Genomic DNA, 26,646 nt, shown 5'->3' on the forward strand with positions numbered 1-26,646 from the left:
GGCTGCCGCCGACCCTCACCACACCGCCCGGAAGAAGGCTGATGTCCGCACTCGCGAAACTCCTGGTCCGCCCCGGTCACCCCTCGGCCGGTCGCGCCGTACCGCCGCCGTCGGCTCACGGATGGGAGGGCCTGCCGGCATGAGCACGGATGTCGTGATCGTGGGTTGCTCGGGCCACGGACGGGAGGTGTTCAGCATCGTCCAGGCGGTCAACGAGGCCGGCGGCGACCGGGAGCCGGTCCGCGTGCTCGGCTTCGTCGACGACGCACCGTCCGAACGCAACCTCAAGCTCGTGCAGCGCCTGGACGTGGCGTACCTGGGGCGGATCGACTGGCTGCGGGCCGCCCCCACGGGAACCCACGTGCTGCTCGGCCTCGGCCACCCGGCGGTCCGGCGGCGGCTCGGCCGGCGGATCGACGGATACGGGCTGCCCGCGTTCAGCGTCGTCCACCCGGACGCCACCGTCGGGCGGGACCTGGTGCACGGTGAGGGGCTCGTCGTGTTCCCCGGCGCGCGGGTCACGACGAACGTCACCCTGGGCCGGCACGTCCATCTCAACCAGAACGCCACGGTCGGCCACGACTCGGTGCTGGACGACTACGTGTCGGTCAACCCGTCGGCGGCCGTCTCCGGCGACTGCCACCTGGGCGAGGCGGTGCTGGTGGGCACGTGTGCCGCCGTCCTTCAGGGTCGTCGGGTCGGCCCGGGCGCCACCGTCGGGGCGAGCGCCTGCGTGGTCCGGGACGTGCCGCCCGGAACGGTGGTAAAGGGGGTACCGGCCCGATGAGCACCGGATCCGCCGGCGCGCTCGGCGGCATCCCCGGGCGGGTCCGCCGCGCCGTGCTCCCCGCTGTCCCGACGACCACGCCGGCCGACGGGCGCGCCGACGGCGGGTCCCGCGCGCGAGCCCTGATCAGCGCCACCGCGGGCACGGCCGGCACCCGTATCGGCACGCTCCTGGTCAGCCTCGTCGCGGGGGTGCTCGCGGCGCGCGCCCTCGGCCCGCACGACCGGGGACTGCTGGCGGTGGCCATCGCCTCGTCCGCGGTGTTCAGCACGATGTTCGCGCTCGGCATCGACACGGCGAACCTCCGGTTGGCCGGTCGCTCGGCCGAACTGCACCGGTACGCGGCCCTGACCAGCGTCCGCTACGCGCTGCCGCTCGGCGTGGTGGCGGGCGCCGTGTGGGGCCTGGTCGGCTACCTGGGTGGTCCACCGGCACGGCTCGGACTCGACCCCGCCACCTTCCGGTTGACCCTGGCGCTCTGCCCGGTGGTCCTGCTGGCTGCGTTGCTGGGCGCCGCGGAGATCGGCCGGGGACGGGCCGCCACCTACAACCTCACCGTCATCGGCTCGCTCGTGGCGTACCTGGCCGTGCTCGTGGTGTTGGTGACGGCGGACCGCGCCGGCCCCGCCACGGTGCTCGGCGCCTACCTGCTCGGCCAGGTCGGGGGGCTGGTGGTGCTGCTGCGGCAGGTCGTCGGCGGCCGGCGCCTGGCCCGCCCCGACACGACGACCCGCCGCGAATACTGGTCGTCGGCGCGCCGGGGCTTCGCCCCCAACGTCGCCCACTTCAGCATGGTGCGGGTGCAGGTGCCGCTGACACAGGTGCTGGTCGGGGCGAGTGCGGTCGGCGTCTACTCGGTGGCCCTCGCGCTCGCCGAGACGCTGCTCATCGTGCCGATCGCGCTGAGTCTGATCCTGGTCCCCACCGTGGCCAACGGGCATGCCGACTGGCATCAGGTCGCCCGCCTCGCCGGGCGCTCGCTGATCGTCACGGTCCTCAGCGCCGCGGCACTGGCCGCCGCCGGTCCCCTGCTCATCGACACCCTGTACGGCGACCGTTTCGCCCCCGCGGTGCCCGTCCTGTGGGCGCTGCTGCCGGGGGTCGTCATCTTCGCCCTGGCCCGGGTGGCACAGAGCTACCTGACCGCGACCGACCGGCCCGCCGGCACCCTGGTGGCCGCCGTGGCCGCATCGCTCGCCGGGTCCGGGCTGATGGTCGCGCTGGTGCCGCGATCCGGCCCGGTGGGTGCCGGGGTGGCCGCCTCGGCGGGGTTCGTCGTCTACGCGATGGTCATCGCGGCGGTCTTCCTTCGGCTGAACCCCGCCCGCCGCGCGGTGACGGCGACGGCCCCGGGCACGGGCCTGGGTGGGGCCGGCTCCACCGGCGGACGTTCGCCCCGCCCGGGTGCGACACCGCCGGGTGGCTCCTGGGACGGGTGGACCCTGGCGCTGCTGCTGGCCGTCGGGGGCGGGGCCCTCGCGGGAGTCGCCGTGTCCTTCGGGCCCGGCCTGCCGCTCTCGACCGTGCAGCTCGCGGGCGCCGTCGTGGTCGCCGTTCTCGCGACCCTCCTTCCTGGCGCCGGCCTGTACGGGCTGGCGCTGCTCGCGCCGCTGAGCCAGGTGCCCGCGCTTCCGCTGCCGGCCGTCCCCGCCATGCTGCTGTGTGGCCTGTGCTGCCTGTGCGGCACGGTGCTGCGGCGGCGGCTGCCGGTCCGCAACCGCACCGGGGCTGCGCTCCTCGCCGCTCTGGTCAGCTGGCTGCTGATCAGCGTCACCCTGGTCAACCCCGACGTCACGCTGCCCCGGGCCTTCTCGGTGGTGGCGGTGGTGGCGCTGCCGCTGGTGGTGCTCCCGCTGGTGGCCCTCGGTGGTGACGCGGGCGGGCGGTTGCTGCTCGCCTTCGCGTTCGCGACGGCCGGTGTCGGGTTGATCCGGCTGGTGACGGGCGCCCGCGAGGGCGAACTCGCCTCGGCCGGCCCGTTGGCCGAGGACGCGTCCACGTACAACCACAACGCCTGGGGTTGCCTCCTGGTGATCGCCCTTGCGGTACTGCTGGCCCGGCTCGCCGGGACGAGCCGCCCACCGCTGCGCGCCCTGACGGCCGCCGCGGCCGTGCTGACACTCGTCTCGATCGGCTACTCGTACAGCAGGTCCGCCTATCTGGGGGCGCTGGCCGTGCTGCTGTGCTTCGCGGTGCGCCGCCCGGCACGCAGCGTCGCGTGGGCGGGCCTGGTGACGGCCGCCACGCTCGCCCTCGGGGTGACCAGTGCGTTGCTGCCGTCCACCGTCGTGGACCGGATCACCGGCACCGCCACCGGCGACACCCTCGACCTCTCCTCGTCGATCCGGATCGACCTGTGGACGGCGGCGGCGCGGATGGCGGCCGACCACCCGGTGTTCGGAGTCGGTTACCTCAACTTCAACACCCGGCTGGCCGATTACTTCGTCCCCACCCAGACCGACGCGCACGCCTACACCGGCCTGGAGTGGAGCCAGCTCGCCCACCCGCACAACCAGTACCTGATGCTCCTGACGGAGACCGGCCTGGTCGGCACGCTGCTCGTCGGTGGCCTTCTCGTCCTCACCGTGCGGTCGGTCTGGCGCCGCTATCGCGCCCGTGTCGAGTGGACGGCCGAAGCGGCGCTGCTCGCCCTGCTGGGAGTCGGTATCGCCAGTCTGACCGGCGAGCCGTTGCTGGCGCCGGCGGTCCTCGTCCCGTTCGTGCTGCTGCTCACCACCGCTACCCGGAGTACGCCATGACGACCCGAGAACCGGCCGACGAACGGCCCCTCCGCATCCTCCAGGTCACCACCACGCCCACCGGCGGCGACTGGTTCCTCGACCAGGTGACCGGGTTGCGCGACCGCGGGCACGACGTGCTGGCCGTGGTGCCCGGCGAGGGTCCGCTCGCCACCCGGCTCCGGCAGGCGCGCGTACCGCTGCGGATCGTTCCGCTCGCCGGCTGGCACCCGCACAAGCTGCCCCGGGTCGCCGCGGCGGAGCTGCGGCTCGTCCGGCTGATCCGGCGGTTCCGGCCCGACGTGGTGCACGCTCACCTGCTCAAGGCCAACGTCGCCTGCCGGGTGGCCAGCCTGCTCGCCGGACGGCCGCTGCACGTCAACCAGGTCACCGGCATGATCCATCTGCACAGCCCGTGGCTGCGCCGGATCGACGTGACGACGCTCTCCCGCGCCGATGTGCTGATCACCTCGTGCCGCGCGTTCGCCGAGCGGTACCGGACCCTCGGGGCCCAGGAGGTCGCGGTCAGCTACTACGGCTGCGACGTGCACGCACTCGACCCGGCCGCCTCCGGGGAGCCGTTCCGCAAGGAGTTCGGCCTCGCTGCGGACACCCCGACGGTCGGGATGGTGGCGCACATGTACCCGAGCCGGATCCGGGCGTACCGCGAGATCGGGGTGAAGGGCCACGAGGTGCTCATCGACGCGGTGCCCGAAATGCTGTCCCGCGTGCCCGACCTGCACGTCTTCGTGATCGGCGACCAGCTGGTGGGGGACGGGGCCTACCGACGGTCGCTCGAGGAACGCGCCCGGCGGCGGGGCGTGGACGGCCGGGTGCACTTCACCGGCCACCGCGCCGACAAGCAGCACGTCATCGCGGGGCTGGACGTGCTGGTCAGCCCGTCGCTGGAGGAGTCGGCCTGCTACGCGATGGTGGAGGCGCTGCTGATGGAGAAGGGCGCGGTGGCCAGTGACGTCGGCGGGCTGCCGGACACGGTGCAGCACGGAGAGACCGGGCTGCTCGTACCGCCGGCCGACCCGCACGCCCTGGCCACGGCGGTGGCGGAGCTGGTGTCGGACCCGGACCGGCGGCGGAGGATGGGGCGGCTCGGCCGCACCCGCTGTCTGGCCCGGTTCGACATCTCGCAGACGGTGGCCCAGGTGGAGCGCATCTACCGGTCCGCGCTCGCCGGGTCGGCGGGGGCCGGCCGATGAGCGGGCTGCGGAACCTTGTCGCCAGCGGCCTGCGCGACCTGCAGGTCCGGGACTATCCGGTGGCCGCCGACGCCCGGCCCGACGGACGTGGACCATATCCGCTGTTCTGGGACCACCTGCCGCACGGCACCCGGCTGGACGCGACGGGCGTCGTGCAGGCGGCGCGCCCGGACGGCGGTTGGTATCCGAATCCGGTCTCGATGTGCCTGTACGCCCTCGGCCGGCACAACCGCGTGGTCGCCGCGCGGCGGCCCGAGCCGCGGGCCGACGGGCCGCTGCTCACCCAGGCGGCCTGGCTGCGCGCCCAGCAGGACGGCGCGGGTGGCTGGCGCTACCCGGTCCCGGCCCCCCGGTACGGTGTGGCCGCCGGCTGGTACTCGGGGATGGCCCAGGGCATGGCGGCCTCGGTGCTGCTGCGGGCCGCCGACCTGACCGGGGAGCGCTCCTATCTGGACGCCGCCGACGGGGCGGTCGACCTGCTGCTGCGCCCCGTGAGCGCGGGCGGCTGCGCGCACTACGACGGGACGGGCCGGCCGTTCCTGGAGGAGTGCCCGGCCGAGCCGCCGAATCACATCCTCAACGGCGCTGTCTTCGCGCTCTTCGGCCTCATCGAGCACCAGCACCGGCGGGGCGGCTCCGCCCACCTGGCCGCCGAGGCCCGGCTCGCCGAGGAACTCCCCGGGTTCGACCTCGGCTACTGGTCCCGCTACGACCTGCGCTGGCCGTGGCCGGCGACGGTCAACTACCACGCGCTGCACGTTTCCCTGCTGTCCGCGCTGGGCCGGCTGACGGCGACTCCGGCCTTCACCGACCTGTCGGCGCGCTGGGCGCGGGCACTGCGCAACCCCCGGCACCGGATGCGGGCCCGGCTGGTCAAGGCCACCGGCATCTGGCGGCATCACCGTGGCTGACCGGACGGCGGTGGGCGACCCTCGTACGGTCGTGCTGCTCGGCGCCGGGCATTCCGTGCACGTACGCCGCTGGGCCACCGCCCTCGCCGCCCGCGGTCACCGGGTGGTGGTCACCACCTGGTTGCCGGCCGATCCGCTGCCGGAGGTGGACATCCGCAGCCCCGGCACCACGGCCGGGATCGGCGGCCTGGCCGGGCGGGTCTGGCGGATGCTGCGCACCGCCCGGTGGCTGCGTCGGGAGATCCGCCGGATCGCGCCGGAGGTCGTCCACGTCCACTCGGTGGGGCGGGCCGGACTGCTCTCCCTGGCGATCCCCCGGGCCGGGGCTCGGGTCGTCACGCCCTGGGGCAGTGAGCTGCGGTTCGCCTCGCGGTCCCGGTGGCGCGCCTGGGTGGCCGGGAGCGCGCTGCGGCGAGCCGCCCTGGTGGTGCCCACCTCCCGGTCGGTCACCCGGGAGGTGGTCGACACGTACCGGGTTCCGGCCAGCCGGGCGGTGACGGTGTCCTGGGGGGTGGACGACGACCTCCTGCGGATGCGGGACGCGGTCGACCCGGCGGCGGTGCGGGCGGGCCTGGGTGTGCCGCCGGACGCGCGGGTGGTTCTCTCGATGCGGGGCGCCGGTCAGGTCTACCGGACCGACGAGATCCTGCGGGCCTTCGCCACCACCGCAGCCGACCAGCCGGATCTGCACCTTGTCGTCCTCGCCGGCCACGAGCCGGCCGACGCGGCGGCGGCCGCGGCCCGGGCGGAATGCCTGAGCCGGATCAGGGCGGCGGTGGCCGCGCTGCCGGGCCGGATCACCCTGGTCGACCGCACGCTGCCACCCGCCGACGTGTTCCGGTTGATGCGCGCCGCCGCGGTCGCCGTCTCGACGCCGAGGTGGGACCAGCGCAGCTCGGCCGTGCTGGAGGCGGCCCTGGCCGGTTGCCGGCTGCTCCTGGCCGACCTGCCGCCCTACCGGGAGATGATCGCCGACGGGCTGGTCGCGGAACTGCTCGGCGAGCCGCTGGCCGACCGTCTCGCCGATCGGCTGCGCACCGCCGGGCCGCTGTCGCCCGAGGAGCAGCGGCGCAACCGGTCCTTCATCGAGGAGTCCGAGCTGTGGTCGCGCCAGGTCGAGGTGATGCGGGGGCTCTACCGGGTGGTCGCCGGGGACGGGACACGCGGTGAGCAGGCGTTCGAGGGGGGCTCGGCGGTGATCTCCCCGCCGGTGTGCCTGCCCGTACGGCCCGCCGACCGGCCTCGCATGTGGTGAGCTGTACGGGTGGCGGGGATGGGTCTGGTGCTGCACCCCACCCGGGACGTCTCCGAGGTGGTCGGGATCATCGAGCGGTGGGCGTCGCGCCACCGCAAGACGCTGCTGGTCCGCGCCGAGGACGAGCACCGGGTGCCGTCCTGCGTCGAGCCGGTCCCCGCGGACGAGCTGGCCGTCCGCGCCGACGCCCTGATCAGCATCGGCGGTGACGGGACCATGCTGGGCGCGCTGCGCATGGCGGTGCGCGACCCGAAGCCGGTGCTCGGCGTGCACCTGGGCCGGCTCGGTTTCCTCGTGGAGGTCGAGCCTCCGGACCTGCCGGACGCGCTGAGCCGGCTGGCGGCGAAGGACTTCACCGTCGAGTCGCACGCCTGCCTCGCCTGCGACGTGTGCGGCGACGACGTGGTGGCCTTCAACGACATCGCGCTGGTCCGCCAGCCCGGCTCCGGGTTCGTCACCGCCACCCTGGCCGTCGATGGCCAGCGGTACGGCTACTACCGCTGCGACGCCCTGGTGGTCAGCACGCCGACCGGATCGACCGCGTACAGCTACGCGGCGGGCGGGCCGCTGATCTCGCCGGCCGCGGACGCCGTGGTGGTGACCCCGTCGGCGCCGATGGCGGGCATCTCCCGGGCGGTGGTGCTCGCTCCCGAGGAGAGCATCCGGCTGGAGCTCCGGCCGGACACGGCGGCGGTCGCCGTCGAGATGGACGGGCTGGTGATCAAGGACGCGGCGACCGAGGGCACGGTGCTGATCCGCTACCGCCGGGACGCCGGCCGGGTGGTCCGCTTCGACCCGCGGCGCTACCAGGAGCGCAACCAGTTGAAGCTGAGCCTGCTCGACCTGCCGTTCCTGCCGGACCAGCTCCGCGAGCTGCTGCCCGAGGAGCTGCGGCGGGAACGCGACCAGCGGGAGCTGGAACCGCCCTGCTGACCGGCGGGGTCAGGCCTGGCCGAGCACCTCGGAGACCAGCGCCCGCGCCTCCTCCTGGATGCGGGTGAGGTGTTCCGGGCCCCGGAACGACTCGGCGTAGATCTTGTAGACGTCCTCGGTGCCGGACGGCCGGGCGGCGAACCAGCCGGACTCGGTGGTCACCTTGAGACCTCCGATGGGCGCGCCGTTGCCCGGCGCGGTGGTCAGGGTCGCGGTGATCGGCTCGCCGGCCAGCTCGGTCGCGGTGACCTGCTCGGGCGACAGCTTGGCCAGCACGGCCTTCTCCTCGCGGCTGGCCGGTGCGTCGATGCGGGCGTACGCGGGCGCGCCGAAACGCTCGGCCAGCTCGGCCCAGTGCTCGCTGGGCGTCCTCCCGGTCGTGGCGACGATCTCCGAGGCGAGCAGGCAGAGCAGGATGCCGTCCTTGTCGGTGGTCCAGGTGCCGCCGTCGCGGCGCAGGAAGGAGGCGCCCGCACTCTCCTCGCCGCCGAAGCCGACCGCCCCGTCGAGCAGACCGGGCACGAACCACTTGAAGCCGACCGGCACCTCCAGCAGGGGGCGGCCCAGGTCGGCGGCCACCCGGTCGATCATCGAGGAGGAGACCAGGGTCTTGCCGACGGCCGCCGCCGGCCCCCACTGCTCCCGGGTGCGGAAGAGGTGGCCGATGGCCACGGCCAGGTAGTGGTTCGGGTTCATGAGGCCGCCGTCGGGCGTGACAATGCCGTGCCGGTCGGCGTCGGCGTCGTTGCCCGTGGAGATCTGGAACCGGTCGCGGGCGGCGATCAGCGAGGCCATGGCGTTCGGCGAGGAGCAGTCCATCCGGATCTTGCCGTCGCCGTCGAGGGTCATGAACCGCCAGGTCGGGTCGACCGTCGGGTTGATCACCGTGAGGTCGAGGCGGTGCCGCTCGGCGATCTCCCCCCAGTACGCCACGCTCGCCCCGCCCATCGGGTCGGCGCCGATGCGCACCCCGGCGTCCCGGATCGCGGCGATGTCCAGCGCGGCGGGCAGGTCGTCGACGTAGCGGGCGAGGAAGTCGTACTCCCCCGTGGTGTCGGCGGCGCGCGCCCGCGCGTACGGGATGCGCTTCACCTCCTTGAGCCCGGCGGCGAGGATGCTGTTCGCGCGGTCCTGGATCCACTTCGTGACGTCGCTGTCGGCGGGCCCGCCGTGGGTGGGGTTGTACTTGAAGCCGCCGTCGTCGGGCGGGTTGTGCGACGGGGTGATCACGATGCCGTCGGCCAGCCCGGCGGTGCGGCCCCGGTTGTGGGTGAGAACGGCGTGCGAGAGCGCCGGGGTGGGGGTGTAGCCGTCGCGGCTGTCCACCAGCACGGTGACGTCGTTGGCGGCGAGCACCTCCAGCGCGCTGGCCTCGGCCGGCGCAGAGAGCGCGTGGGTGTCGCGGGCCAGGAAGAGCGGGCCGGAAAGGCCCTGCTCCCGCCGGTAGTCGCAGAGGGCCTGGGTGACGGCGAGGATGTGGTCCTCGTTGAAGGCGTTGCGCAGGCTCGACCCGCGGTGCCCGGACGTGCCGAAGGAGACCTGCTGCGCCGGGTCGCTCGGATCCGGGTGCCCGGCGTAGTAGGCGGTGACCAGCCGGGGCACGTCGACGAGGTCGGCGGGCTCGGCGGGCTGGCCGGCACGGGGATGGGCCACGGTGGGAACCTCCTGAGCTGGTGCGGGTGGATCAGGCCTCGACGCGCTGGCCCTTGCCGATGACGACGATGCCGTTGTCGGAGACGGTGTACCGCTGGCGGTCCTTCTCCAGGTCGACGCCGATCTCGGCGCCCTCCGGAACGTAGACGTTCTTGTCCAGGATGGCCCGCCGGACCACCGCGTGCCGGCCGATCTCGACACCCTCCATGAGCACGGCGCCGTCGACGTGCGCCCAGGAGTGCACCTTCACCCGCGGGGCCACGATCGAGTTCTCCACCAGCGAGCCGGAGATCACCGAGCCGGGCGACACCATCGAGCTGACCGCGCGGCCGACCCGCTCGCCCCAGGCGTGCACGAACTTCGCCGGCGGGTACGGCGGCTGGTTGCTGTAGATCGGCCAGTCGAAGTTGTAGAGGTTGAACACCGGGTGCACGTTGATGAGGTCCATGTGGGCGTCGTAGAAGGAGTCGAGCGTCCCCACGTCCCGCCAGTAGCCCCGGTCCCGGTCGGTGCTGCCGGGCACCTCGTTGTCCTTGAAGTCGTAGACGTTGGCCTCGCCCCGCTCGACAAGCATGGGGATGATGCTGCCGCCCATGTCGTGCTTGCTGGTCTTGTCCTCGGCGTCGCGCTCGACGGCCTCGCAGAGGGCCTTCGTGCTGAAGACGTAGTTGCCCATGGAGGCGTAGATCTGGTCGGGCGCGTCGGGCAGCCCCACCGCGTCGGTGGGCTTCTCGCGGAACGCCCGGATCCGCCGGCCGTCCTCGCCGACCTCGATGACGCCGAACTGGTCGGCCATCGACAGCGGCTGGCGGATGCCGGCCACGGTGACGGCGGCGCCGGAGGCGATATGGTCCTCCACCATCTGCCGCGGGTCCATCCGGTAGATGTGGTCGGCACCGAAGACGATCACGTGGTCGGGCTGCTCGTCGTTGATGAGGTTGAAGCTCTGGTAGATCGCGTCGGCCGAGCCGGCAAACCACCACGGGCCGCGGCGCTGCTGCGCGGGCACCGGCGTGACGTAGTTGCCGAGCATCGTCGACATCCGCCAGGTCTGGGTGATGTGGCGGTCCAGGGAGTGGGACTTGTACTGGGTCAGCACGACGATCTTGAGATAGCCGGCGTTCGCCAGGTTGGACAGGACGAAGTCGACCATGCGGTACATCCCGCCGAAGGGGACGGCCGGCTTCGCCCGGTCGGTGGTGAGGGGCATCAGGCGCTTGCCCTCCCCGCCGGCAAGGACGATCGCGAGCACCTTGGCAGCCATGCTCAGACGCTATCCATACCGCACCGACTTCACCACTCGTACGGGCACGTTTCCGCACCCGGTGCGGGGCGGGAAAGCGCGCTAGGGTGCCGGGCATGAGCGATTCCGCACGGCTGCGCGTCGACCTGCTGACCCGGGAGTACCCGCCGGAGGTCTACGGCGGCGCCGGGGTGCACGTCGAGTACCTGGCGCGCGAGCTACGCCGCCTCGCCGACGTGCGGGTGCACTGCTTCGGCGCGCCCCGCGACGAGCCGGGCGTCACGGCGTACGCCGAGCCCGCGGCGCTGGCCGGCGCGAACGCCGCGCTGCGCACCATGGGCGTCGACCTGGAGATGGCCGCGGGCACCGCCGGCACCGACGTGGTGCACAGCCACACCTGGTACGCCAACCTGGCCGGGCACACCGCGAAGCTGCTGCACGGGGTGCCGCACGTGGTGACCGCGCACAGCCTCGAGCCGCTGCGCCCGTGGAAGGCCGAGCAGCTCGGCGGCGGCTACGCACTCTCGTCGTGGTGCGAGCGGGTGGCGTTCGAGGCCGCCGACACGGTCATCGCGGTGAGCGAGGGGATGCGGCGCGACGTGCTGACCGCGTACCCGGAGGTCAACCCGGACCGGGTGCGGGTCGTCTACAACGGCATCGACACCGCGCAGTACGCCCCCGACCGCGGCACCGGCGTGGTGGACCGGCTCGGCATCGACCCGGCCCGCCCCAGCGTGGTCTACGTCGGCCGGATCACCCGGCAGAAGGGCCTGCCGTACCTGCTGCGGGCGGCCCGGGAGCTGCCCGCCGACACCCAGCTCGTGCTGCTGGCCGGCGCCCCCGACACCCCGGAGATCGCCGCCGAGGTGGAAGGGCTGGTCGCCGAGCTGCGGGCCGGCCGCTCCGGCGTGATCTGGATCGCCGAGATGCTGCCCAAGCATGAAGTGATCCAGGTGCTCACCCACGCCACGATCTTCGTCTGCCCGTCGGTCTACGAGCCGATGGGCATCGTCAACCTGGAGGCGATGGCCTGCGAGACGGCCGTGGTGGCCACCGCCACGGGCGGCATCCCCGAGGTGGTCGCCGACGGCGAGACCGGGCTGCTGGTTCCGATCGAACAGGCCGGCGACGGCAGCGGCCGGCCGCTGGACCCGGAGCGCTTCGTGGCCGACCTGGCGGCGACGATCAACGACCTGCTGTCCGACGAGAAGCGGGCGGAGGAGTTCGGCCTCGCGGGCCGCCGCCGGGCGGTCGAGCACTTCTCCTGGGACACCATCGCGCAGCGGACGCTGGAGGTGTACCGGTCGGTGGGCGCCGCCGGCTGACTTGAGCGCGAAGCGATCTCGGGCAGTAGGTTGAACCGGTGACTGGACGGTTCCCGATCGAAGACGTCTCCCCCGTCGTCGCCTGCGGTCGCTACCCGGCCAAGGCGGTGGTCGGCGAGATCGTGCCCGTGTCGGCCCGTGCCTACCGCGAGGGCCACGACGCGCTCGGGTGCAACGTGGTCTGGCTCGGCCCCGACGGCGCCGCCCGCCCGTTCACCCGGATGCGCCCCGGCGAGCCCGGCCAGGACCGCTGGCACGCCACCATCCGCCCCGACGCGGTCGGCACCTGGCGGTTCACCGTCGAGGCGTTCCAGGACCCGTACCTGACCTGGCAGAACGCCGTCACCAAGAAGGTCGCCGCCGGCCAGGGCCCGGCCGAGCTGGCCAACGACCTGGCCGAGGGCGTGCGGGTGCTGGAGGCCGCCCTGGACCTCGTGCCGGCCGCCGACCGGGAGCGGGTGCGGGCGGCGGTGACCGCGTTGCGCGACGAGGACGCGGAGCTGCCCCGCCGGGTCGGCCCGGCGCTCGACCTGGCCCCGCTGCTCTGGGACCACCCGGTGCGCGAGCTGGTCACCACCGGCGACGAGCACACCCTCTGGGTCGACCGGCCGCGCGCGCTGTTCTCCGCCTGGTACGAGTTCTTCCCCCGCTCCGAGGGTGCGATCCCGGCCACCGTCGACGCGCCCGCCCGGTCCGGCACCTTCGTCACCGCCCTGGACCGGCTGCCGGGCGTCGCCGCCATGGGCTTCGACGTGCTCTACCTGCCGCCGATCCACCCGATCGGCCGGGTCAACCGCAAGGGCCCCAACAACGCGCTCACGGCCGGGCCGGACGACGTCGGCTCGCCGTGGGCGATCGGCGCGGCCGAGGGCGGCCACGACGCCATCCACCCCGACCTGGGCACGCCGGAGGACTTCCGCGACTTCGTCGCCGCGGCCGCCGAGCAGGGCCTGGAGGTGGCCATGGACCTGGCGTTGCAGTGCGCCCCCGACCACCCGTGGGTGACCGAGCACCCGGAGTGGTTCACCACCCGGGCCGACGGCAGCATCGCGTACGCGGAGAACCCGCCGAAGAAGTACCAGGACATCTACCCGCTGAACTTCGACAACGACCCGGAGGGCATCCGGGCGGAGATCCTGCGGGTGGTGCTGCACTGGGTCGGCGAGGGCATCCGGATCTTCCGGGTCGACAACCCGCACACCAAGCCGTTCGACTTCTGGCACTGGCTGATCTGGGAGGTCAAGAAGGTCGACCCGGACGTGCTCTTCCTCGCCGAGGCGTTCACCCGTCCGGCGATCATGCACGGCCTCGGGAAGATCGGCTTCACCCAGTCGTACACCTACTTCACCTGGCGCACGTCGGCCGCCGAGATGCGGGAGTACTGCGCGGAGCTGGTCGCGGCGGCCGACTACATGCGACCCAACTTCTGGCCGAACACGCCGGACATCCTGCACGAGTCGCTCCAGCACGGCGGCCCGCCGATGTTCAAGATTCGAGCGGTGCTGGCCGCGCTGCTCTCCCCCTCCTGGGGCATGTACGCCGGCTACGAGCTCTTCGAGCACGTCGCGCGACCCGGTGCCGAGGAGTACCTGGACAACGAGAAGTACGAGCTGCGCCCCCGGGACTGGGCCGGTGCGCAGGAGCAGGGCCGCTCGCTCGCCCCGTTCATCGCCACCCTCAACCGGGTCCGCCGGGACAACCCGGCCCTGCACCGGCTGCGCAACCTGCGCTTCCACGACATCGACAACCCGGCGCTCCTCTGCTGGTCCAAGCACGACCCGGACACCGGCAACACGGTGATCGTGGTCTGCTCGTTCGACTCCCGTGCCGTGCAGTGGGGCAACACCACGCTCGACATGCCGGCGCTCGGCCTCGACTGGCACGAGCGGTTCACCGTGCACGACGAGCTGACCGGCGCCGACTACGACTGGGGGCAGCGCAATGCGGTGCGGCTCGACCCGTACCTGCAGCCCGCGCACGTGTTCACGGTGCGCCGGCCCGCCGCGCCGGCCGAGCCCGAAGGCGTGCCGCCGGCCCCCGCGGCGGCCGACCTGACCGTCGAAGACGTACCCGCCGACCTCTCCGGCGGAACCGCCCCGACCGCACCGGCCGCGAAGGACGACGCACGATGGAGCAGCTGATCGCCGGTCAGGCCCACGACCCGCACGCCGTGCTCGGCGCGCACCCCGCCGGTGGGCGCACCACCATCCGCACGCTGCGCCGGGGCGCGGCCGACGTGGCCGTGCTCGCCGGCGACGAGCGGCACCCCATGAAGCGGGTGCACGACGCGGGCGTCTTCGAGGCCGTGCTGCCCGGCGAGGTGCTCGACTACCGGGTCGAGGTCGACGGCTCGGTGCACGACGACCCGTACCGCTACCCGCCCACCCTCGGCGAGCTGGACCTGCACCTGATCGGCGAGGGGCGGCACGAGCGGCTCTGGGAGGCGCTCGGCGCCCGGGTCTTCGACGAGGGCGTCGCCTTCACCGTCTGGGCGCCCAACGCCCGCGGCGTCCGGGTGGTCGGCGACTTCACCGGCTGGGGGACCGACGACGGCTGGCCGATGCGCTCGCTCGGCTCCAGCGGGGTGTGGGAGATCTTCGTGCCCGGCGCCGCCGTCGGCAGCCGGTACAAGTACCGGATCCTCGGCGCCGACGGGCACTGGCGGGACAAGGCCGACCCCCTGGCGGCCCGCACCGAGGTGCCGCCGGCCACCGCCTCCGTGGTGCACCACTCCCGGTACGCCTGGGGCGACGCGGACTGGCTCACCCGCCGGGCGCGGCGGCAGCCGCACCAGGAGCCGATGAGCGTCTACGAGGTGCACCTCGGCTCGTGGCGCCCCGGCCTCGGCTACCGGGAGCTGGCCGACCAGCTCACCGCGTACGTCACCGAACTCGGCTTCACCCACGTCGAGTTCCTGCCCGTGATGGAGCACCCGTTCGGCGGCTCCTGGGGCTACCAGGTCACCGGCTACTACGCCCCGACCGCCCGGTTCGGCGACCCCGACGAGTTCCGCCACCTGGTCGACCGGCTGCACGGAGCCGGCATCGGGGTGATCCTCGACTGGGTGCCCGCGCACTTCCCGAAGGACGAGTGGGCTCTGGCCCGCTTCGACGGCACCCCGCTCTACGAGCACCCCGACCCGCGCCGCGGGGAGCACCCCGACTGGGGCACGTACGTCTTCGACTTCGGCCGCCGCGAGGTACGCAACTTCCTGGTCGCCAACGCCCTCTACTGGCTGGACGAGTTCCACGTCGACGGGCTGCGGGTCGACGCGGTCGCCTCGATGCTCTACCTGGACTACTCCCGCCAGGAGGGTCAGTGGGCGCCCAACGTGCACGGTGGCCGGGAGAACCTGGAGGCCATCGCGCTCCTTCAGGAGGTCAACGCCACCGTCTACAAGCACCACCCCGGCGTGGTGATGGTCGCCGAGGAGTCCACCGCCTGGCCGGGCGTCACCCGCCCCACCGCCGAGGGCGGGCTGGGCTTCGGCTTCAAGTGGAACATGGGCTGGATGCACGACACCCTGCTCTACACCTCCAAGGACCCGATCTACCGGCAGCACCACCACCATCAGCTCACCTTCTCCCTGGCGTACGCCTGGAGCGAGAACTACGTGCTGCCGATCAGCCACGACGAGGTGGTGCACGGCAAGGGCTCCCTGACCGGCAAGATGCCCGGCGACACCTGGCAGCGGCTGGCCAACGTGCGGGCGCTGCTCGCGTACATGTGGGCGCACCCCGGCAAGCAGTTGCTCTTCATGGGCTGCGAGCTCGCCGACGACCGCGAGTGGAGCGAGGAGCGCGGCCTCGACTGGTACCTGCTGCACGACCCGGCGCGGGCCGGTGTGCAGCGCCTGGTCGGCGACCTGAACCGCGTCTACCGGGAGACCCCGGCGCTCTGGGCGCAGGACACCGACCCCGCCGGCTTCCGCTGGATCGCCGGGGACGACGTCGCCAACAACACCGTCTCGTTCATCCGCATCGCCCCCGACGGCCAGACCCTGGTCTGCGTGGCCAACTTCTCCGCGCTGCCGCTGGAGGGCTACCGGGTCGGCCTGCCGGCCGGGGGCACCTGGACCGAGCTGCTCAACACCGACGCCCACCACTACGGCGGGTCGGGGGTGGGCAACCTCGGGTCGGTGCGGGCCGAGAGCGTGCCGTGGCACGGGATGCCGGCGTCGGTGGCGCTGCGGGTGCCGCCGCTCGGCGTCCTCTGGCTCCGCCCGGCCTGACCCGCGGGCGGTTCACGGTGATCGCCGGCGGCTCAGGTGGCCGGCACGCCGGGAGGGGTGCGCCCGGTCCGCCACGGATCGGGCGGCGACATCGCGTGAATCAGACCAGGCCGGCTTCGCGGAGGAGTTTCCAGAGGCCGGCGCCGTCCGGGGCGGCCAGCCACTTCTGGCCGACCGGGCCGGCGGAGGGGCGGCCCGCGGGGGTGGGCAGGCTGCCGGCCAGCACCGACTGGGTGGGCGAGAGCCGGCGGATCGCCACCCCGGCCACGTTGTCCGGGTGGGCGGCGGCGAACTCGCGGTAGATCTCCTGGTCGTGCTGCCCGTCGTCGCCGAGGAGCAGCCAGCGGACGTCGGGGAACTCCCGGGCCAGCCGGGCCAGGGTGGCCCGCTTGTGCTCCCGGCCGCTGCGGAACCAGCGGTCGGCGGTCGGCCCCCAGTCGGTGAGCAGCAGCGGCCCGGCCGGGTAGAGGTGCCGGGACAGGAACCGGGTCAGCGTCGGCGCGACGTTCCACGCGCCGGTGGAGAGGTAGAAGACCGGGGCGCCGGGGTGGGCGGTGACCAGGCGCTCGTACAGCACCGCCATGCCGGGGACGGCGGCCCGGGCGTGCTCGTCGAGGACGAAGGTGTTCCACGCGGCGAGCAGGGGCCGGGGCAGCGCGGTGACCATGACCGTGTCGTCGATGTCGGAGAGGATGCCGAAGCGAACCTCGGGGTCGAGGATGCGGACCAGCGCCTCCACCGGCTCGGCGTCGGGCACGCTGAGGCGTACGCAGCCCCAGCCGGGGGTGAAGTCGGCCTCGATGACGGTGTCCACGAAGCCGCTGCGGTCCGCGGTGGCCTCCTGGCGTACGCCGCCGGCCTCGATGGTGACCTTCGCGTACTTGGCGGGCAGGGTGGTGAAGCTGCGCCAGCCCCGGACCTTCTCCAGCCGGCCGCGCTGCCGGGTGTCGGGGCGGCCCAGCAGGACCCGGCAGAGCACCCGCGCCCAGCCCGGCGCGCCGTAGCCGGCGTACGCGATGATGTTGATCTGCCACCCGGTGCGCCGCAGCCGCCGGGCCACCAGGTTGTGCAGGGCGTCCTCGATGCGCGCGGCGTGGTGCAGCTGCGGCACGGCCAGTTGGTCCGGTGGTGTGGGCGGCACGCTGTCACCCTGCCACAACCCGGGCGGGCCGGCCACGCGAGTGGTCTGCGCCGATCCACCCCGCCGCCCGCCGCCCCCGTGACAGACTGCGGTCGAGGCGACGACGGGGGCCTTGGTCGTGTCGAAACCGGAGCGGGACCCGGGACGGTGGCGTCCGGCGCTGGACCGGCCGGCGCTGGTGGCGCTGGTGCTCGGTGCGGCCGGGGTCGGCTACCGGCTGGTGCTGACGCTGCTCACCCTGCCCACCTCGAACAGCGACGAGGCGACGTTCGGCCTGGCGGCCCTGCACATCGCCGGCGGGGGCGAACGGCCGGTCTTCCTCTACGGGCAGCGCTACATGGGCGTGCTGGAGTCCTACCTGGCGGCCCCGCTGGTGGGCTGGGCGGGGGCGAGCTGGCCGTTGCTGCGGCTGCCGCTGCTGGTGCTGTTCGCGGTCTTCCTGTGGCTGGCCTACCGGTTGACCCGCCGGCTGTTCTCACCCTGGCTGGCCACCCTCGTGGTGGGCCTGCTGGCGCTCGGCTCCGAACGGGTCGTCCGGGACCAGCTCACCGCGGTCGGTGGCCGGCCGGAGGTGAAGCCCGCCGTGCTGGCGATGCTGCTCATCGCGGTCGCCCTCGGCGAGCGCCGGGTCCGGCACCGGTGGCTGGCCGCCGGCCTGTTCGGGCTGCTGGCCGGGCTGGCGCTCTGGTCGGACTGGCTGATCGTGCCCTACCTGGCGGTCGCCGGGCTGGTGCTGCTCTGGGCCGCGCCCCGGGACCTGGTGGGCTGGCCGGGGGTGCTGCTGGTGCTGGGCTTCCTGGTCGGAATCGCGCCGGTGATCAAGGACAACCTGGTCGCCCCCGACGGGCAGGACTCGCTGTCGGTGTTCCGGCAGATCAGCACCAAGGAGGGCGCGACGCCCTCGGTGTCGGAGCGGCTGCACGGCGGGCTGCTGGAGGGCGTGCCGCTGGCGTCCGGGCTCTGCCCGATGGACGGCTGCGCCCGCTGGGCCCAGTGGTTCGGGCTGCTCTACCCGGTGCTGCTGGTGGCCGCCGCCGTGCTCGGGCTGGTCGCGTTCCGCCGGGCCACGGACCCGGCCGCGCGGGTCCGGGCCGTGGCGATCCTCGCCCTGGTCGCCGGCGCGGCATTGACCCTGCTGGCGTACGTGCGCAGCCCGCTCGCCGCGACCGACCCGCTGGGCAACGCCCGGTACCTGTCGGTGCTCCAGATCTCGCTCCCGGCGGTGCTCTGGCCGCTCTGGCTGGCCGCCGCGCACGCCGTGCGGGCCACGGCGAGCCGGCTGACCCGGCCGGTCGGCGCGCTGGCCGCGCTGGTGCTGGCCGCGCTGGCGGCCGCCATGCTGGCCGGCACCGTGGCGTTCGTGGCCGACGCCCCAGGGCTGCGGGCCGAGGAGCGCGAGGCCCGGGAGCTGGCCGACGCGGTGCGCCGGGCCGGCCTGCGCGAGGTGTACGGGGACTACTGGACCTGCAACCGGCTGATCTTCAACACCGGGGAGGCGGTGGTCTGCGGGGTGCTCGACGGCGACCTGAGCCCCGGGCAGAACCGCTACCCGGCGTACTGGAAGCGGGTGGGGCGGGCGGCCCGGCCCGGGTACGTGGTGGCCGTCGGCTCGTCGGCGGAGCGTGCGCTGCGCCGGCTGCTCGGCGACCGGGCCGACGCGGCCGTGGTGGCCGAGGTCGGCGGCTATCGGGTGTACCACCCGGATGCCGCCGTGCGGCCGTGGCGCTGAACCCGGGCCGTACGCTGTGCCGATGCTCATCCTGCTGCCCCCGTCCGAGGGGAAGGCCGAGGCCGGCACCGGCCGGCGGCTGGACCTGTCGAAGCTCTCCCAGCCGGAGCTGAACCCGGCCCGGGAGGAGGTGCTGGCCGCCCTGGTCGACCTGTGCGCCGGCCCGGACGAGACGGCGGCCCGCGAGGCGCTGGGGCTGAGCGAGGGCCAGCGCGGCGAGCTGCGGCGCAACGCGCGCCTGCGGGCGGCGGCCACCGCCCCGGCCGGGCGGATCTACACGGGGGTGCTCTACGAGGCCCTCGACCTGGCCACGCTGCCGCCGGCCGCGGAACGGCTGGCCCGCCGCTCGGTGCTGATCAGCTCGGGCCTCTGGGGCGCGGTCCGCCTCACCGACCGGATCCCGCCCTACCGCTGCCCCATCGGGGCGCGGCTGCCGGGGATCGGCGCCCTGGGGGCGTACTGGCGGCGGCCGCTGGCGGCGGCCATGACGACGGCCGCCGGGACCGGCCCGGTGCTGGACCTGCGCTCGGGCGCGTACGCGGCCACCTGGGCGCCGCGCGGGGCGGTCGCCGAGCGGACGGTGACGGTGCGGGTGCTGCACGAGCGTGAGGTGGACGGGGCACCGACCCGGTCGGTGGTCAGCCACTTCAACAAGGCCACCAAGGGCCGGCTGGTCCGCGACCTGCTCACCACCGGCGCCCGGCCGCGCACCGCCGACGCGCTGGTCGGGGCGCTGCGCGAGCTGAAGTACGCCGTCGAGGAGCAGCCGCGGGCGGCCGGCCGGCCCCGTCAGCTCGACGTGGTCGTCACCGAACTCTGAGGCGGGTTGCCGCAAATTTTGCTCAAGGCTCGGGCGCAGCGGTTCCGTGGCGCGGACACCGGGGGTCACGGTTAGGGAACCCCGATTCCGAGCAAGGAGCTGTTCCGATGGCCCCCGAGTCCTCCACCCTGCTCGACCGGTCCCGCCAGCCGTCGCCGCCCCCGCCCCTGGACTGGCTCACCCTGGCCGACGCCTTCGAGGTCGCCTGCCTGGTGCGCTGCACCCCGCCCCCGGCCACCGGCGCCCGCCGGATCGACGCCGGGACGTACCGGGGCGGGACCGCCGAGTTCAACCGCCAGGAGGCGGCGCATCGGATGCGGCAGCTGCTCCAGCGGCTGGACGTGCCGGTGGAACACGAGCTCACCACGGGCGGCCTGCGCCGCCGCTACGAGCTGCACCGGCTGTCGGTGCCGCGGGAGCACCGGTCGGCGTACGCGACGATGCTGGAGGCCGGCTGGTGGCAGGGCCGCCGGGAGCTGCTCGGCGGGCCCTTCCCCGGCGCGTCCACGGCCCGGCGGGTGTGGCGGCCCCGGCTGGCCGCCGGGGCGTGGCGGGCGGCGCTGCTGGCCGGCGGGCGGCACGTGCGCCGGCACAGCCTCGGCATCCGGCTGGCCGACCGGGACCTGGCCGCGGTGCTGGTCCGGAGCGCGGCGCTGCTGGACGTTCCCGCGGTGCTCCGCCCCGGCTCGGGCTGCTTCCTGGTGAGCGTGGCCAACGGCGCGCACCGGGCCCGGATCACCGAGAGCGCCACGCTGGCCCCGGCCGCCTGACCCCACCGTCCGCCGACCGGGCATCCCGGTCGACGCCGGTCGGCGGCGGTTCCTTCCGCCGCTGAGCGGCGGCGTCCGCCGTACCGCCGCAATACGCCTGCAACAGCGCCCGGCTAACGTCCTGTCGTCGCGCCGCGACCTGCGGGCCGACCCGTCCCGGGGAGTGTGGATCCAGCTTGCCTCGCCCCAGCGCCGACCCGGCAGACCCGCCCGCACCGGGCTGGCACACCGGTGACGTGCGACAGCTGGCGGCCCTGCTGCGCCAACACCGGACGGCGGCGCGGCTCAGCCAGGAAGCGCTCGCCGAGACGGCCGGGGTCGCCGTGCGGACCGTACGCAACCTGGAGGGCTCCCGGATCGCCCGGCCGCGTCGCCGGACCGTGGAGGAGCTCGCGAACGCGCTCGGCCTGACCGGCCAACCGCGTGCCCGGCTGCTCCGGACGGTGCACGGGACCGCCGCAGCGCCGGCCTGGCAGCACAGCGGCCTCCCCCCGGCGGTGCCCGACTTCGTCGGCCGGCAGGCCGAACTGGACCAGCTGGTCGCGCAGGCACGGTGCCTCGCCGAGCAGCCGGGCAGCAACGCCACGGTCGTGATCAGCGGCCAACCGGGCGTCGGCAAGACCAGCCTGGTCGTGCGGGCCGCGCACGCCCTCGCGGGGGAGATACCCGGTGTCGCGTGCCACGTCGACCTTCGCGGCATGGACCTGGCACCGCTCTCGGCCGACCAGGCGATGGAGCAACTGCTCACCACCCTCCGCGGCGGCCGGGCCGGGCCGTTGCCGCCCGGCCCGGGCGAACGGCTCGCCCTCTACCGGATGCTGACCGCCACCCGTCCCGGGCTGCTGGTGCTCGACAACGCGGCCACCGAGGCGCAGGTACGACCGCTGCTCCCGACGGGTCCCGGCTGGCTGACGCTGGTCTCCAGCCGGTTCAGCCTCGGCGGGCTGGAGAGCACCAGCCGGCTGCGCCTGGCGGACCTCGACGAGGCCACCGCGACGAGGCTGATCGAGGAGATCGTCGGCGCCGGTCGGGTGTCAGCCGAGCCGGAAGCCACCGCCGAGCTCGTCCGGCTGTGTGCCGGGCTGCCCCTCGCCCTGCGGGTGGCCGGTAACCGGCTCGCCTCCCGACCGTCCTGGAGCATCGGCTGGCTGGTCGAGCGGATCCGCGACGAGACCCGCCGCCTCGACCTGCTGCATCCCGGCGACACCCAACTCCGCGCCGGGTTCAGCCTGTCGTACGACCAGCTGCCGGAGATCGCGCGGCGAACCCTGCGCCGGCTTGCCTTGCTGCCCTGGCCGGACTACTCCGCCGCCCCCGTGGCGCGGTTGCTGGGCATCGACGTCGGCGAGGCCGAGGCGGCGCTGGAGACGCTGGCGGACGCGAGTCTCCTGTCACCGGCGGCGGCACCCGACCGTTACCTGCTGCACGACCTGCTTCGCGTCTTCGCCGCCGAGCGCCTCGCCGCCGAGGACCCGCCGGCGGATCGCGCCGAGGCCGTCAGCCGGGTCCGGGCGTGGTTGCTCGGGATGGTCGACGTTGCCGGCCGGTGGCTCGACCCCGACCCCAGGCGGGAACCGGCCGCGGACACCGAGTTCGGCGGCGTCCATGCCGCCGTGGCATGGCTCACCACCGAGCGGCACTGCTGGTGGTGGGCCGTGCGTCAGGCCGCGGCGACCGGGCGGCACCGGGACGTCGTCGCGGCCGCCGACGGGCTCTACTGGTACTCGGACCGCTACCACAATGTGATCGACTGGCCGGAGCTGTTCGGCCTCGCTGTCACGGCGGCCCAGGCCGCTGGCGACACCGTGGCGGAGGCCGCGCAGCGCAACGCCCTGGGCTGGGCCCAGACCATGGTGCTCGACCGACCGGCCGACGCGGTCGCGCAGCACCGCGAGGCCTTCCGACTGGCCGCCGCGGCAGGTGACCGGCGCAACCTCGGCTGGGCATGCTTCTACCTCACCGGGGAGCGCTACCGCGCCGGCGACCTGACGGGCGCCGCCGAGGCCTGTGCCCGGGCGCTGCGCGAGCTGAACGGCGCGGGGGACCTGACCGGGAGAGTCATCGCGTCGTACACCCTGGCCGACATCCGGCGGCAGCGCGGCGAAGCCGGTGCCGCGGTCATCCAGCTGCGGCGGGCGCTCGACGACTGGCAGGCCGCCATGGCGGACCGGCCCGCCCACCGCCACCTCGCCAGTCGCCACCTGACGGGCTGGATCCACCACCGGCTCGGACGCGCCCACACGGACCTGGAGCAGTGGCCCGAGGCGATCGCCTCGATGGAGGCGGCAGCCGCCGACTTCGCGGCCGGGGGCGACCCGTACGGTTCCGGTGAAGCCGTGCTGGGCCTCGCCGAGGCGCTGCTGCGGGCCGGCGACTCCCGCGGGCAGCGGGTCCTGCTGGACGCCGTACGGGACTTCGAAGCGGACGGCGACCAGGCGCGAGCGGCTCGGGCCCGGCAGCTGCTCGGTCCCCGTCCGGGCGCCGATACGGCAAATTGCCGGTGATCTTGCCTGGTCGGCCAGCGGCGTCGACCTTAGCGTTTCCCTGAACGTCATCCAGGTTGCCGACGACGAATCGCAGCCCGCCAACGGTGGTGCACCGAACCGGTTGGGTGGCGTCAGCACCTCCCTCATGACCGAGGGGTGCATCCACGCTTGGGAGCGCTTCCAAGCAGTTCTGGAAGGAGCCTCGTGGCTATGAGCACGAGTAGTACCCGGCGCCGAAGGGGACTGGCCATACCGCTGCTGGTCCTCACCCTGGCTGGCGCCGGCACGGTCGCCACCGCGGGAACGGCGTCGGCAGTATCGAGCGGGTCGACCAGGGTGGCGGACAGCGGCCTCGACTTCGGACCGGCCAAGAACCGAGACCAGGTGGACCTGACCGGCGGCGGGGGTCGGACCGGGAAGTCCGACACGAAGCAGAAGAGCACGCCCACCGGTCCCGCACGGTACGTCGTCGAACTGGCTGAGGATCCGGTGTCGACGTACACCGGCGGGATCTCGGGGCTGGCCCGGACCCGACCGGCAGCCGGCAAGCGGCTCGAGCCGCACTCGGCGGCGGCGAAGGCGTACCGGCAGCATCTGGGCGTCCAACGCGGCGCGGTGGCCGAGGCGGCCAAGGTCAAGGTCGACCAGGTCTACACCACCGCCTTCGACGGATTCTCCGCCACGCTGACGCCCGCCCAGGTCGACGCGTTGAAGCGGGACAAGCGGGTCCGTTCGGTCACCGCTTCCCAGGCGTTCAGCATCAACCAGGCAGCGCCGGGCGAGGCCGCCCCCACCCCGACGCCCGCCGCGCCGACAACCGCCGCGACGGCCGGTGTGCAGACGCCCGCCGGATCGAAGCCGGGCAGCGACACCGGTGCCGGGATCGTCATCGGCGTCCTGGACTCCGGCATCTGGCCGGACAGCCCGTCGTTCGCCAGGACCATGCCCGCCCCGGCGGGCTGGCACGGCACCTGCCAGACCGGGTACGCCTTCGTGGTCGAACACTGCAACGGCAAGATCGTCGGCGCCCGGTACTTCGCCGACACCTACCTCGCGGTCGCGGGCGGGCTGCCGGAGGGCGAGTACCTCTCCCCTCGGGACATGGTCGGTCACGGCACGCACACCGCGTCGACCGCGGCCGGCCTCCCGGTCGAGAACGTCACCATCTCGGGGCGGGACTTCGGTTCGATCTCCGGCGTGGCCCCGGACGCGCAGATCGCCGTCTACAAGGTTCTCTGGGGCGGTTCGGGGTACGACGCCGACATCATCGCCGGCATCGACGCGGCGGTCGCCGACGGCGTCCAGGTGCTCAACTACTCGATCGGGAAGCAGTTGGGGGACTGGGAACCGAACACGCCGATCGGCACCGCCTTCCTCAACGCCACGCTGGCCGGGGTCTTCGTCTCGGCGTCCGCCGGCAACGACGGCTTCAGCGGTGCGATCAGCAACGCCCAGCCGTGGGTGACCACGGTCGGCGCGGCGGTGACCAACGTGAACGAGGGGACGGTCCAGCTCGGCAACAGCACCAAGATCGTCGGCGCCTCGCTGGACGTTCTCCCCGGTGGCCGGCCCCGACCGCTCGTCTTCGGCGAGCAGGCCGGCGCCTTGGAAGACGGTTCGGCGTACTGCTACGGCCTGGACCGGGCGAAGGTGAAGGACAAGGTGGTCGCCTGCGCCCTGGACAACCCGTACGACCAGGTGGCGGAGGCCAGGGCCAACGGCGCCGCCGCCCTCATCCTCTTCGACCCCTTGGGCAACTTCCGGGTCAACTCGATCTACGACTTCCCGGTGCTGTACCTGAACACCAAGGAGCAGGCCGGCAAGATCTTCAACTACCTGATGCGCCACCCGACCGATGGCACGGCGCTGCTCACGTCCGGCGGTGACGGCTCCAGCGTCCCCGGCGTGCCCAGCGTCGCGGACTACTCGTCCACCGGGCCGGACAAGACGCACAACGGGCTCATGAAGCCCGACCTGGTCGCGCCCGGCAGCGACATCATCGCGGCCGTCTCCCCGCCCGGCAACTTCGGCCGGCAGTACGACGCGTACTCGGGCACCTCGATGGCGGCCCCGCACGTGGCCGGCGCGGCCGCGATCCTGCGGGCGGAGCATCCCGACTGGTCGCCCGGGGCGGTCGCCTCGGCGCTGCGGACCACCGCCACCGACACCGTCGGCACCGACAACCCGCTGGCCCAGGGCAGCGGCATGCTGGCCCTGGACCGGGCCGAAGACCCCGGGCTGGTCATCGAGCCGGCCGCCGCGGACCTGATCGCGTTCGGCGCGGCGGCCCAGCCGGACGGCCGGGAGCTGAACCTGCCGTCGATCTCGCTGCGCGAGTACGACGGGACCAAGCAGGTGACGCTGACCCGCAAGCTGACCAACGTCGGCGGCAAGCAGGAGACGTACCGGGCCGCGATCACCGGGCTGCCGGGCATGCAGGTCAGCGTGACGCCGAAGGTGGTGACGGTGCCACCGGGCAAGACCGCCACGGTCACCATCACGCTGCGGCGCGGCAGCGCGCCGTGGGACCGCTACGTCACCGGCGCGATCACCTGGCGCAGCGATGCCCACCAGGTACGTGTTCCGGTCGCCGCGCGTCCGTGGGGCATCTCCCCCCGGATCTACGACGACAACCTGGAGGAGTTCGGCCGGGTCGTCAACGGCGCCTTCGGGGTCATGGAACCCGGCTTCACCGGCAAGATCTCCGGCCGGTCGACCGGCTACACCCCCATGCGGTGGGACTCGTACTCGATGCCGACGGGAGTCAACGGCGGCGTCTTCGACCCGGACGCCCTCGGGGTGCGGGCGCACACCTTCACGGTGCCGGCGGGCAGCGCCGGGATCGTGGTGCAGACCGCCACCGACGACCCGAACACCAACCTCGACCTGTGGCTGTACAAGGGCGACAAGCTGGTGTACCGGAGCGCCGCCGACTGGCACAGCAGTGAGCGGGCCTGGGTCTTCATGCCGGAAGCCGGCACCTACACGGCGTACGTCTTCGCGCAGGCCTCCAGCAGCCCGGCCGTCGACTACCGGCTCGGCCACGTGATCCTCAGCCGCGATGGCCACTACGCCCCCGCCACGCTGGAACTGCCGGCCCGGGTGGAGCGGGGCACGACCCCGTCGTACAAGCTCCGGCCGGACGCCCCGCTGGAGGAGAACGTCGAGTACTGGGCGTACACCGAGTTCTCCACCAACGGAGAGGTGATCCCCGGACATCTCGCCTCCACCACGCAGTACTTCTGGGAGTGACACGTTGACACCGGATTCGGTGGGGTGGAGCGTCGGCTCCGCCCCACCGAGCCCGCCGGACCGCCAGCCCGGCGGGCTTGCGCACCAGGCCATGCACGGCGCACAGTGCAGCCCGTGAACCGACACTGGTCCGTGCCCGGCCGACGCCGGGCCGCCGC

General features: G+C 73.8%; 17 protein-coding genes. 14 read left to right on the plus strand and 3 right to left on the minus strand.

From position 1 onward, the window contains the following. Nucleotides 1–139: 139 nt before the first annotated feature. From ABZW14_RS18415 to ABZW14_RS18440, 6 genes are read left to right on the plus strand one after another with little or no spacing between them, the layout of a single operon-like run. Entirely contained in the window at nucleotides 140–787 is a 648-nt protein-coding gene (locus ABZW14_RS18415) for an acetyltransferase (RefSeq protein WP_355347533.1), read from the plus strand. Beyond that, nucleotides 784–3,546 (plus strand): O-antigen ligase family protein, encoded by a 2,763-nt coding sequence (locus ABZW14_RS18420; RefSeq protein WP_355347536.1) that lies wholly within the window; start codon nucleotides 784–786, stop codon nucleotides 3,544–3,546. Before ABZW14_RS18415 ends, ABZW14_RS18420 begins: the two co-directional genes overlap by 4 nt. Next, nucleotides 3,543–4,739 (plus strand): glycosyltransferase family 4 protein, encoded by a 1,197-nt coding sequence (locus ABZW14_RS18425; protein ID WP_355347539.1) that lies wholly within the window; start codon nucleotides 3,543–3,545, stop codon nucleotides 4,737–4,739. Before ABZW14_RS18420 ends, ABZW14_RS18425 begins: the two co-directional genes overlap by 4 nt. Next, nucleotides 4,736–5,650 (plus strand): D-glucuronyl C5-epimerase family protein, encoded by a 915-nt coding sequence (locus tag ABZW14_RS18430; RefSeq protein WP_355347542.1) that lies wholly within the window; start codon nucleotides 4,736–4,738, stop codon nucleotides 5,648–5,650. The genes ABZW14_RS18425 and ABZW14_RS18430 overlap by 4 nt, the downstream gene beginning before the upstream one ends. Further along, nucleotides 5,643–6,905, plus strand: coding sequence for a glycosyltransferase family 4 protein (locus ABZW14_RS18435; protein ID WP_355347545.1), 1,263 nt, complete (start codon nucleotides 5,643–5,645; stop codon nucleotides 6,903–6,905). Before ABZW14_RS18430 ends, ABZW14_RS18435 begins: the two co-directional genes overlap by 8 nt. Nucleotides 6,906–6,923: 18 nt before the next feature. Continuing rightward, the gene (locus ABZW14_RS18440) at nucleotides 6,924–7,838 is read left to right on the plus strand and encodes an NAD(+)/NADH kinase (RefSeq protein WP_355347548.1); all 915 of its coding nucleotides are present in this window, start codon (nucleotides 6,924–6,926) and stop codon (nucleotides 7,836–7,838) included. A 9-nt stretch (nucleotides 7,839–7,847) separates the two neighbouring features. On the opposite strand, the gene pgm is transcribed toward ABZW14_RS18440, so the two are convergent. Both pgm and glgC read right to left on the minus strand, forming a co-directional pair. Beyond that, on the minus strand, nucleotides 7,848–9,491 hold the full coding sequence (gene pgm, locus ABZW14_RS18445) for a phosphoglucomutase (alpha-D-glucose-1,6-bisphosphate-dependent) (RefSeq protein WP_355347551.1): 1,644 nt from the start codon (nucleotides 9,489–9,491) through the stop codon (nucleotides 7,848–7,850). 31 nt (nucleotides 9,492–9,522) lie between these two features. Then, nucleotides 9,523–10,755 carry a glucose-1-phosphate adenylyltransferase gene (gene glgC / locus ABZW14_RS18450; RefSeq protein ID WP_355347554.1) on the minus strand — a complete coding sequence of 411 codons (1,233 nt, stop codon included), beginning with the start codon at nucleotides 10,753–10,755 and terminating at the stop codon, nucleotides 9,523–9,525. A 95-nt stretch (nucleotides 10,756–10,850) separates the two neighbouring features. On the opposite strand from glgC, the gene glgA reads away from it, so the two are divergent. Genes glgA through glgB form a run of 3 tightly spaced genes read left to right on the plus strand, consistent with a single transcriptional unit; the run spans nucleotide 10,851 to nucleotide 16,290 of the window. Continuing rightward, nucleotides 10,851–12,059 carry a glycogen synthase gene (gene glgA, locus ABZW14_RS18455; RefSeq protein ID WP_355347557.1) on the plus strand — a complete coding sequence of 403 codons (1,209 nt, stop codon included), beginning with the start codon at nucleotides 10,851–10,853 and terminating at the stop codon, nucleotides 12,057–12,059. 38 nt (nucleotides 12,060–12,097) lie between these two features. Continuing rightward, nucleotides 12,098–14,200, plus strand: a complete 2,103-nt coding sequence (locus ABZW14_RS18460; protein ID WP_355347560.1) for a maltotransferase domain-containing protein — start codon at nucleotides 12,098–12,100, stop codon at nucleotides 14,198–14,200. Further along, entirely contained in the window at nucleotides 14,188–16,290 is a 2,103-nt protein-coding gene (gene glgB, locus ABZW14_RS18465) for a 1,4-alpha-glucan branching protein GlgB (protein WP_355347563.1), read from the plus strand. The genes ABZW14_RS18460 and glgB overlap by 13 nt, the downstream gene beginning before the upstream one ends. A gap of 100 nt (nucleotides 16,291–16,390) precedes the next feature. Here the strand turns inward: glgB and ABZW14_RS18470 are convergent, their stop codons facing one another. Beyond that, nucleotides 16,391–17,431 carry a phosphatase domain-containing protein gene (locus ABZW14_RS18470; protein ID WP_355347566.1) on the minus strand — a complete coding sequence of 347 codons (1,041 nt, stop codon included), beginning with the start codon at nucleotides 17,429–17,431 and terminating at the stop codon, nucleotides 16,391–16,393. 118 nt (nucleotides 17,432–17,549) lie between these two features. Here ABZW14_RS18470 and ABZW14_RS18475 point away from each other — a divergent pair, with 118 nt between their 5' ends. The 5 genes from ABZW14_RS18475 to ABZW14_RS18495 all read left to right on the plus strand — a co-directional run bounded on the left by ABZW14_RS18475 (nucleotide 17,550) and on the right by ABZW14_RS18495 (nucleotide 26,488). After that, nucleotides 17,550–19,160, plus strand: a complete 1,611-nt coding sequence (locus ABZW14_RS18475; protein WP_355347569.1) for a hypothetical protein — start codon at nucleotides 17,550–17,552, stop codon at nucleotides 19,158–19,160. Nucleotides 19,161–19,182: 22 nt separating this feature from the next. Continuing rightward, nucleotides 19,183–19,980: a peroxide stress protein YaaA gene (gene yaaA, locus ABZW14_RS18480; protein ID WP_355347572.1), complete on the plus strand. Its 798-nt coding sequence runs from the start codon at nucleotides 19,183–19,185 to the stop codon at nucleotides 19,978–19,980. A 107-nt stretch (nucleotides 19,981–20,087) separates the two neighbouring features. Continuing rightward, nucleotides 20,088–20,750 (plus strand): hypothetical protein, encoded by a 663-nt coding sequence (locus tag ABZW14_RS18485; protein ID WP_355347575.1) that lies wholly within the window; start codon nucleotides 20,088–20,090, stop codon nucleotides 20,748–20,750. 236 nt (nucleotides 20,751–20,986) lie between these two features. Continuing rightward, on the plus strand, nucleotides 20,987–23,254 hold the full coding sequence (locus tag ABZW14_RS18490; RefSeq protein ID WP_355347578.1) for a helix-turn-helix domain-containing protein: 2,268 nt from the start codon (nucleotides 20,987–20,989) through the stop codon (nucleotides 23,252–23,254). Nucleotides 23,255–23,446: 192 nt separating this feature from the next. Beyond that, a complete protein-coding gene (locus ABZW14_RS18495) occupies nucleotides 23,447–26,488 on the plus strand; it encodes a S8 family serine peptidase (RefSeq protein WP_355347581.1) in 3,042 nt (1,013 codons plus the stop codon). The last annotated feature ends 158 nt before the right edge of the window (nucleotides 26,489–26,646 follow it).

This window comes from Micromonospora sp. NPDC004551, assembly GCF_040609975.1.
In the GTDB taxonomy this organism is placed as follows: domain Bacteria; phylum Actinomycetota; class Actinomycetes; order Mycobacteriales; family Micromonosporaceae; genus Micromonospora.

Bases quoted from the DNA above. Each gene is read 5' to 3' on its own strand.
- ABZW14_RS18485 (WP_355347575.1), top strand. From the start codon at position 20,088: ATGGCCCCCGAGTCCTCCACCCTGCTCGACCGGTCCCGCCAGCCGTCG.
- yaaA (WP_355347572.1), top strand. From the start codon at position 19,183: ATGCTCATCCTGCTGCCCCCGTCCGAGGGGAAGGCCGAGGCCGGCACC.
- glgB (WP_355347563.1), top strand. From the start codon at position 14,188: ATGGAGCAGCTGATCGCCGGTCAGGCCCACGACCCGCACGCCGTGCTC.
- ABZW14_RS18430 (WP_355347542.1), top strand. From the start codon at position 4,736: ATGAGCGGGCTGCGGAACCTTGTCGCCAGCGGCCTGCGCGACCTGCAG.
- ABZW14_RS18415 (WP_355347533.1), top strand. From the start codon at position 140: ATGAGCACGGATGTCGTGATCGTGGGTTGCTCGGGCCACGGACGGGAG.
- ABZW14_RS18420 (WP_355347536.1), top strand. From the start codon at position 784: ATGAGCACCGGATCCGCCGGCGCGCTCGGCGGCATCCCCGGGCGGGTC.
- glgC (WP_355347554.1), bottom strand. From the start codon at position 10,755: ATGGCTGCCAAGGTGCTCGCGATCGTCCTTGCCGGCGGGGAGGGCAAG.
- ABZW14_RS18495 (WP_355347581.1), top strand. From the start codon at position 23,447: ATGAGCACGAGTAGTACCCGGCGCCGAAGGGGACTGGCCATACCGCTG.
- ABZW14_RS18440 (WP_355347548.1), top strand. From the start codon at position 6,924: ATGGGTCTGGTGCTGCACCCCACCCGGGACGTCTCCGAGGTGGTCGGG.
- ABZW14_RS18425 (WP_355347539.1), top strand. From the start codon at position 3,543: ATGACGACCCGAGAACCGGCCGACGAACGGCCCCTCCGCATCCTCCAG.
- glgA (WP_355347557.1), top strand. From the start codon at position 10,851: ATGAGCGATTCCGCACGGCTGCGCGTCGACCTGCTGACCCGGGAGTAC.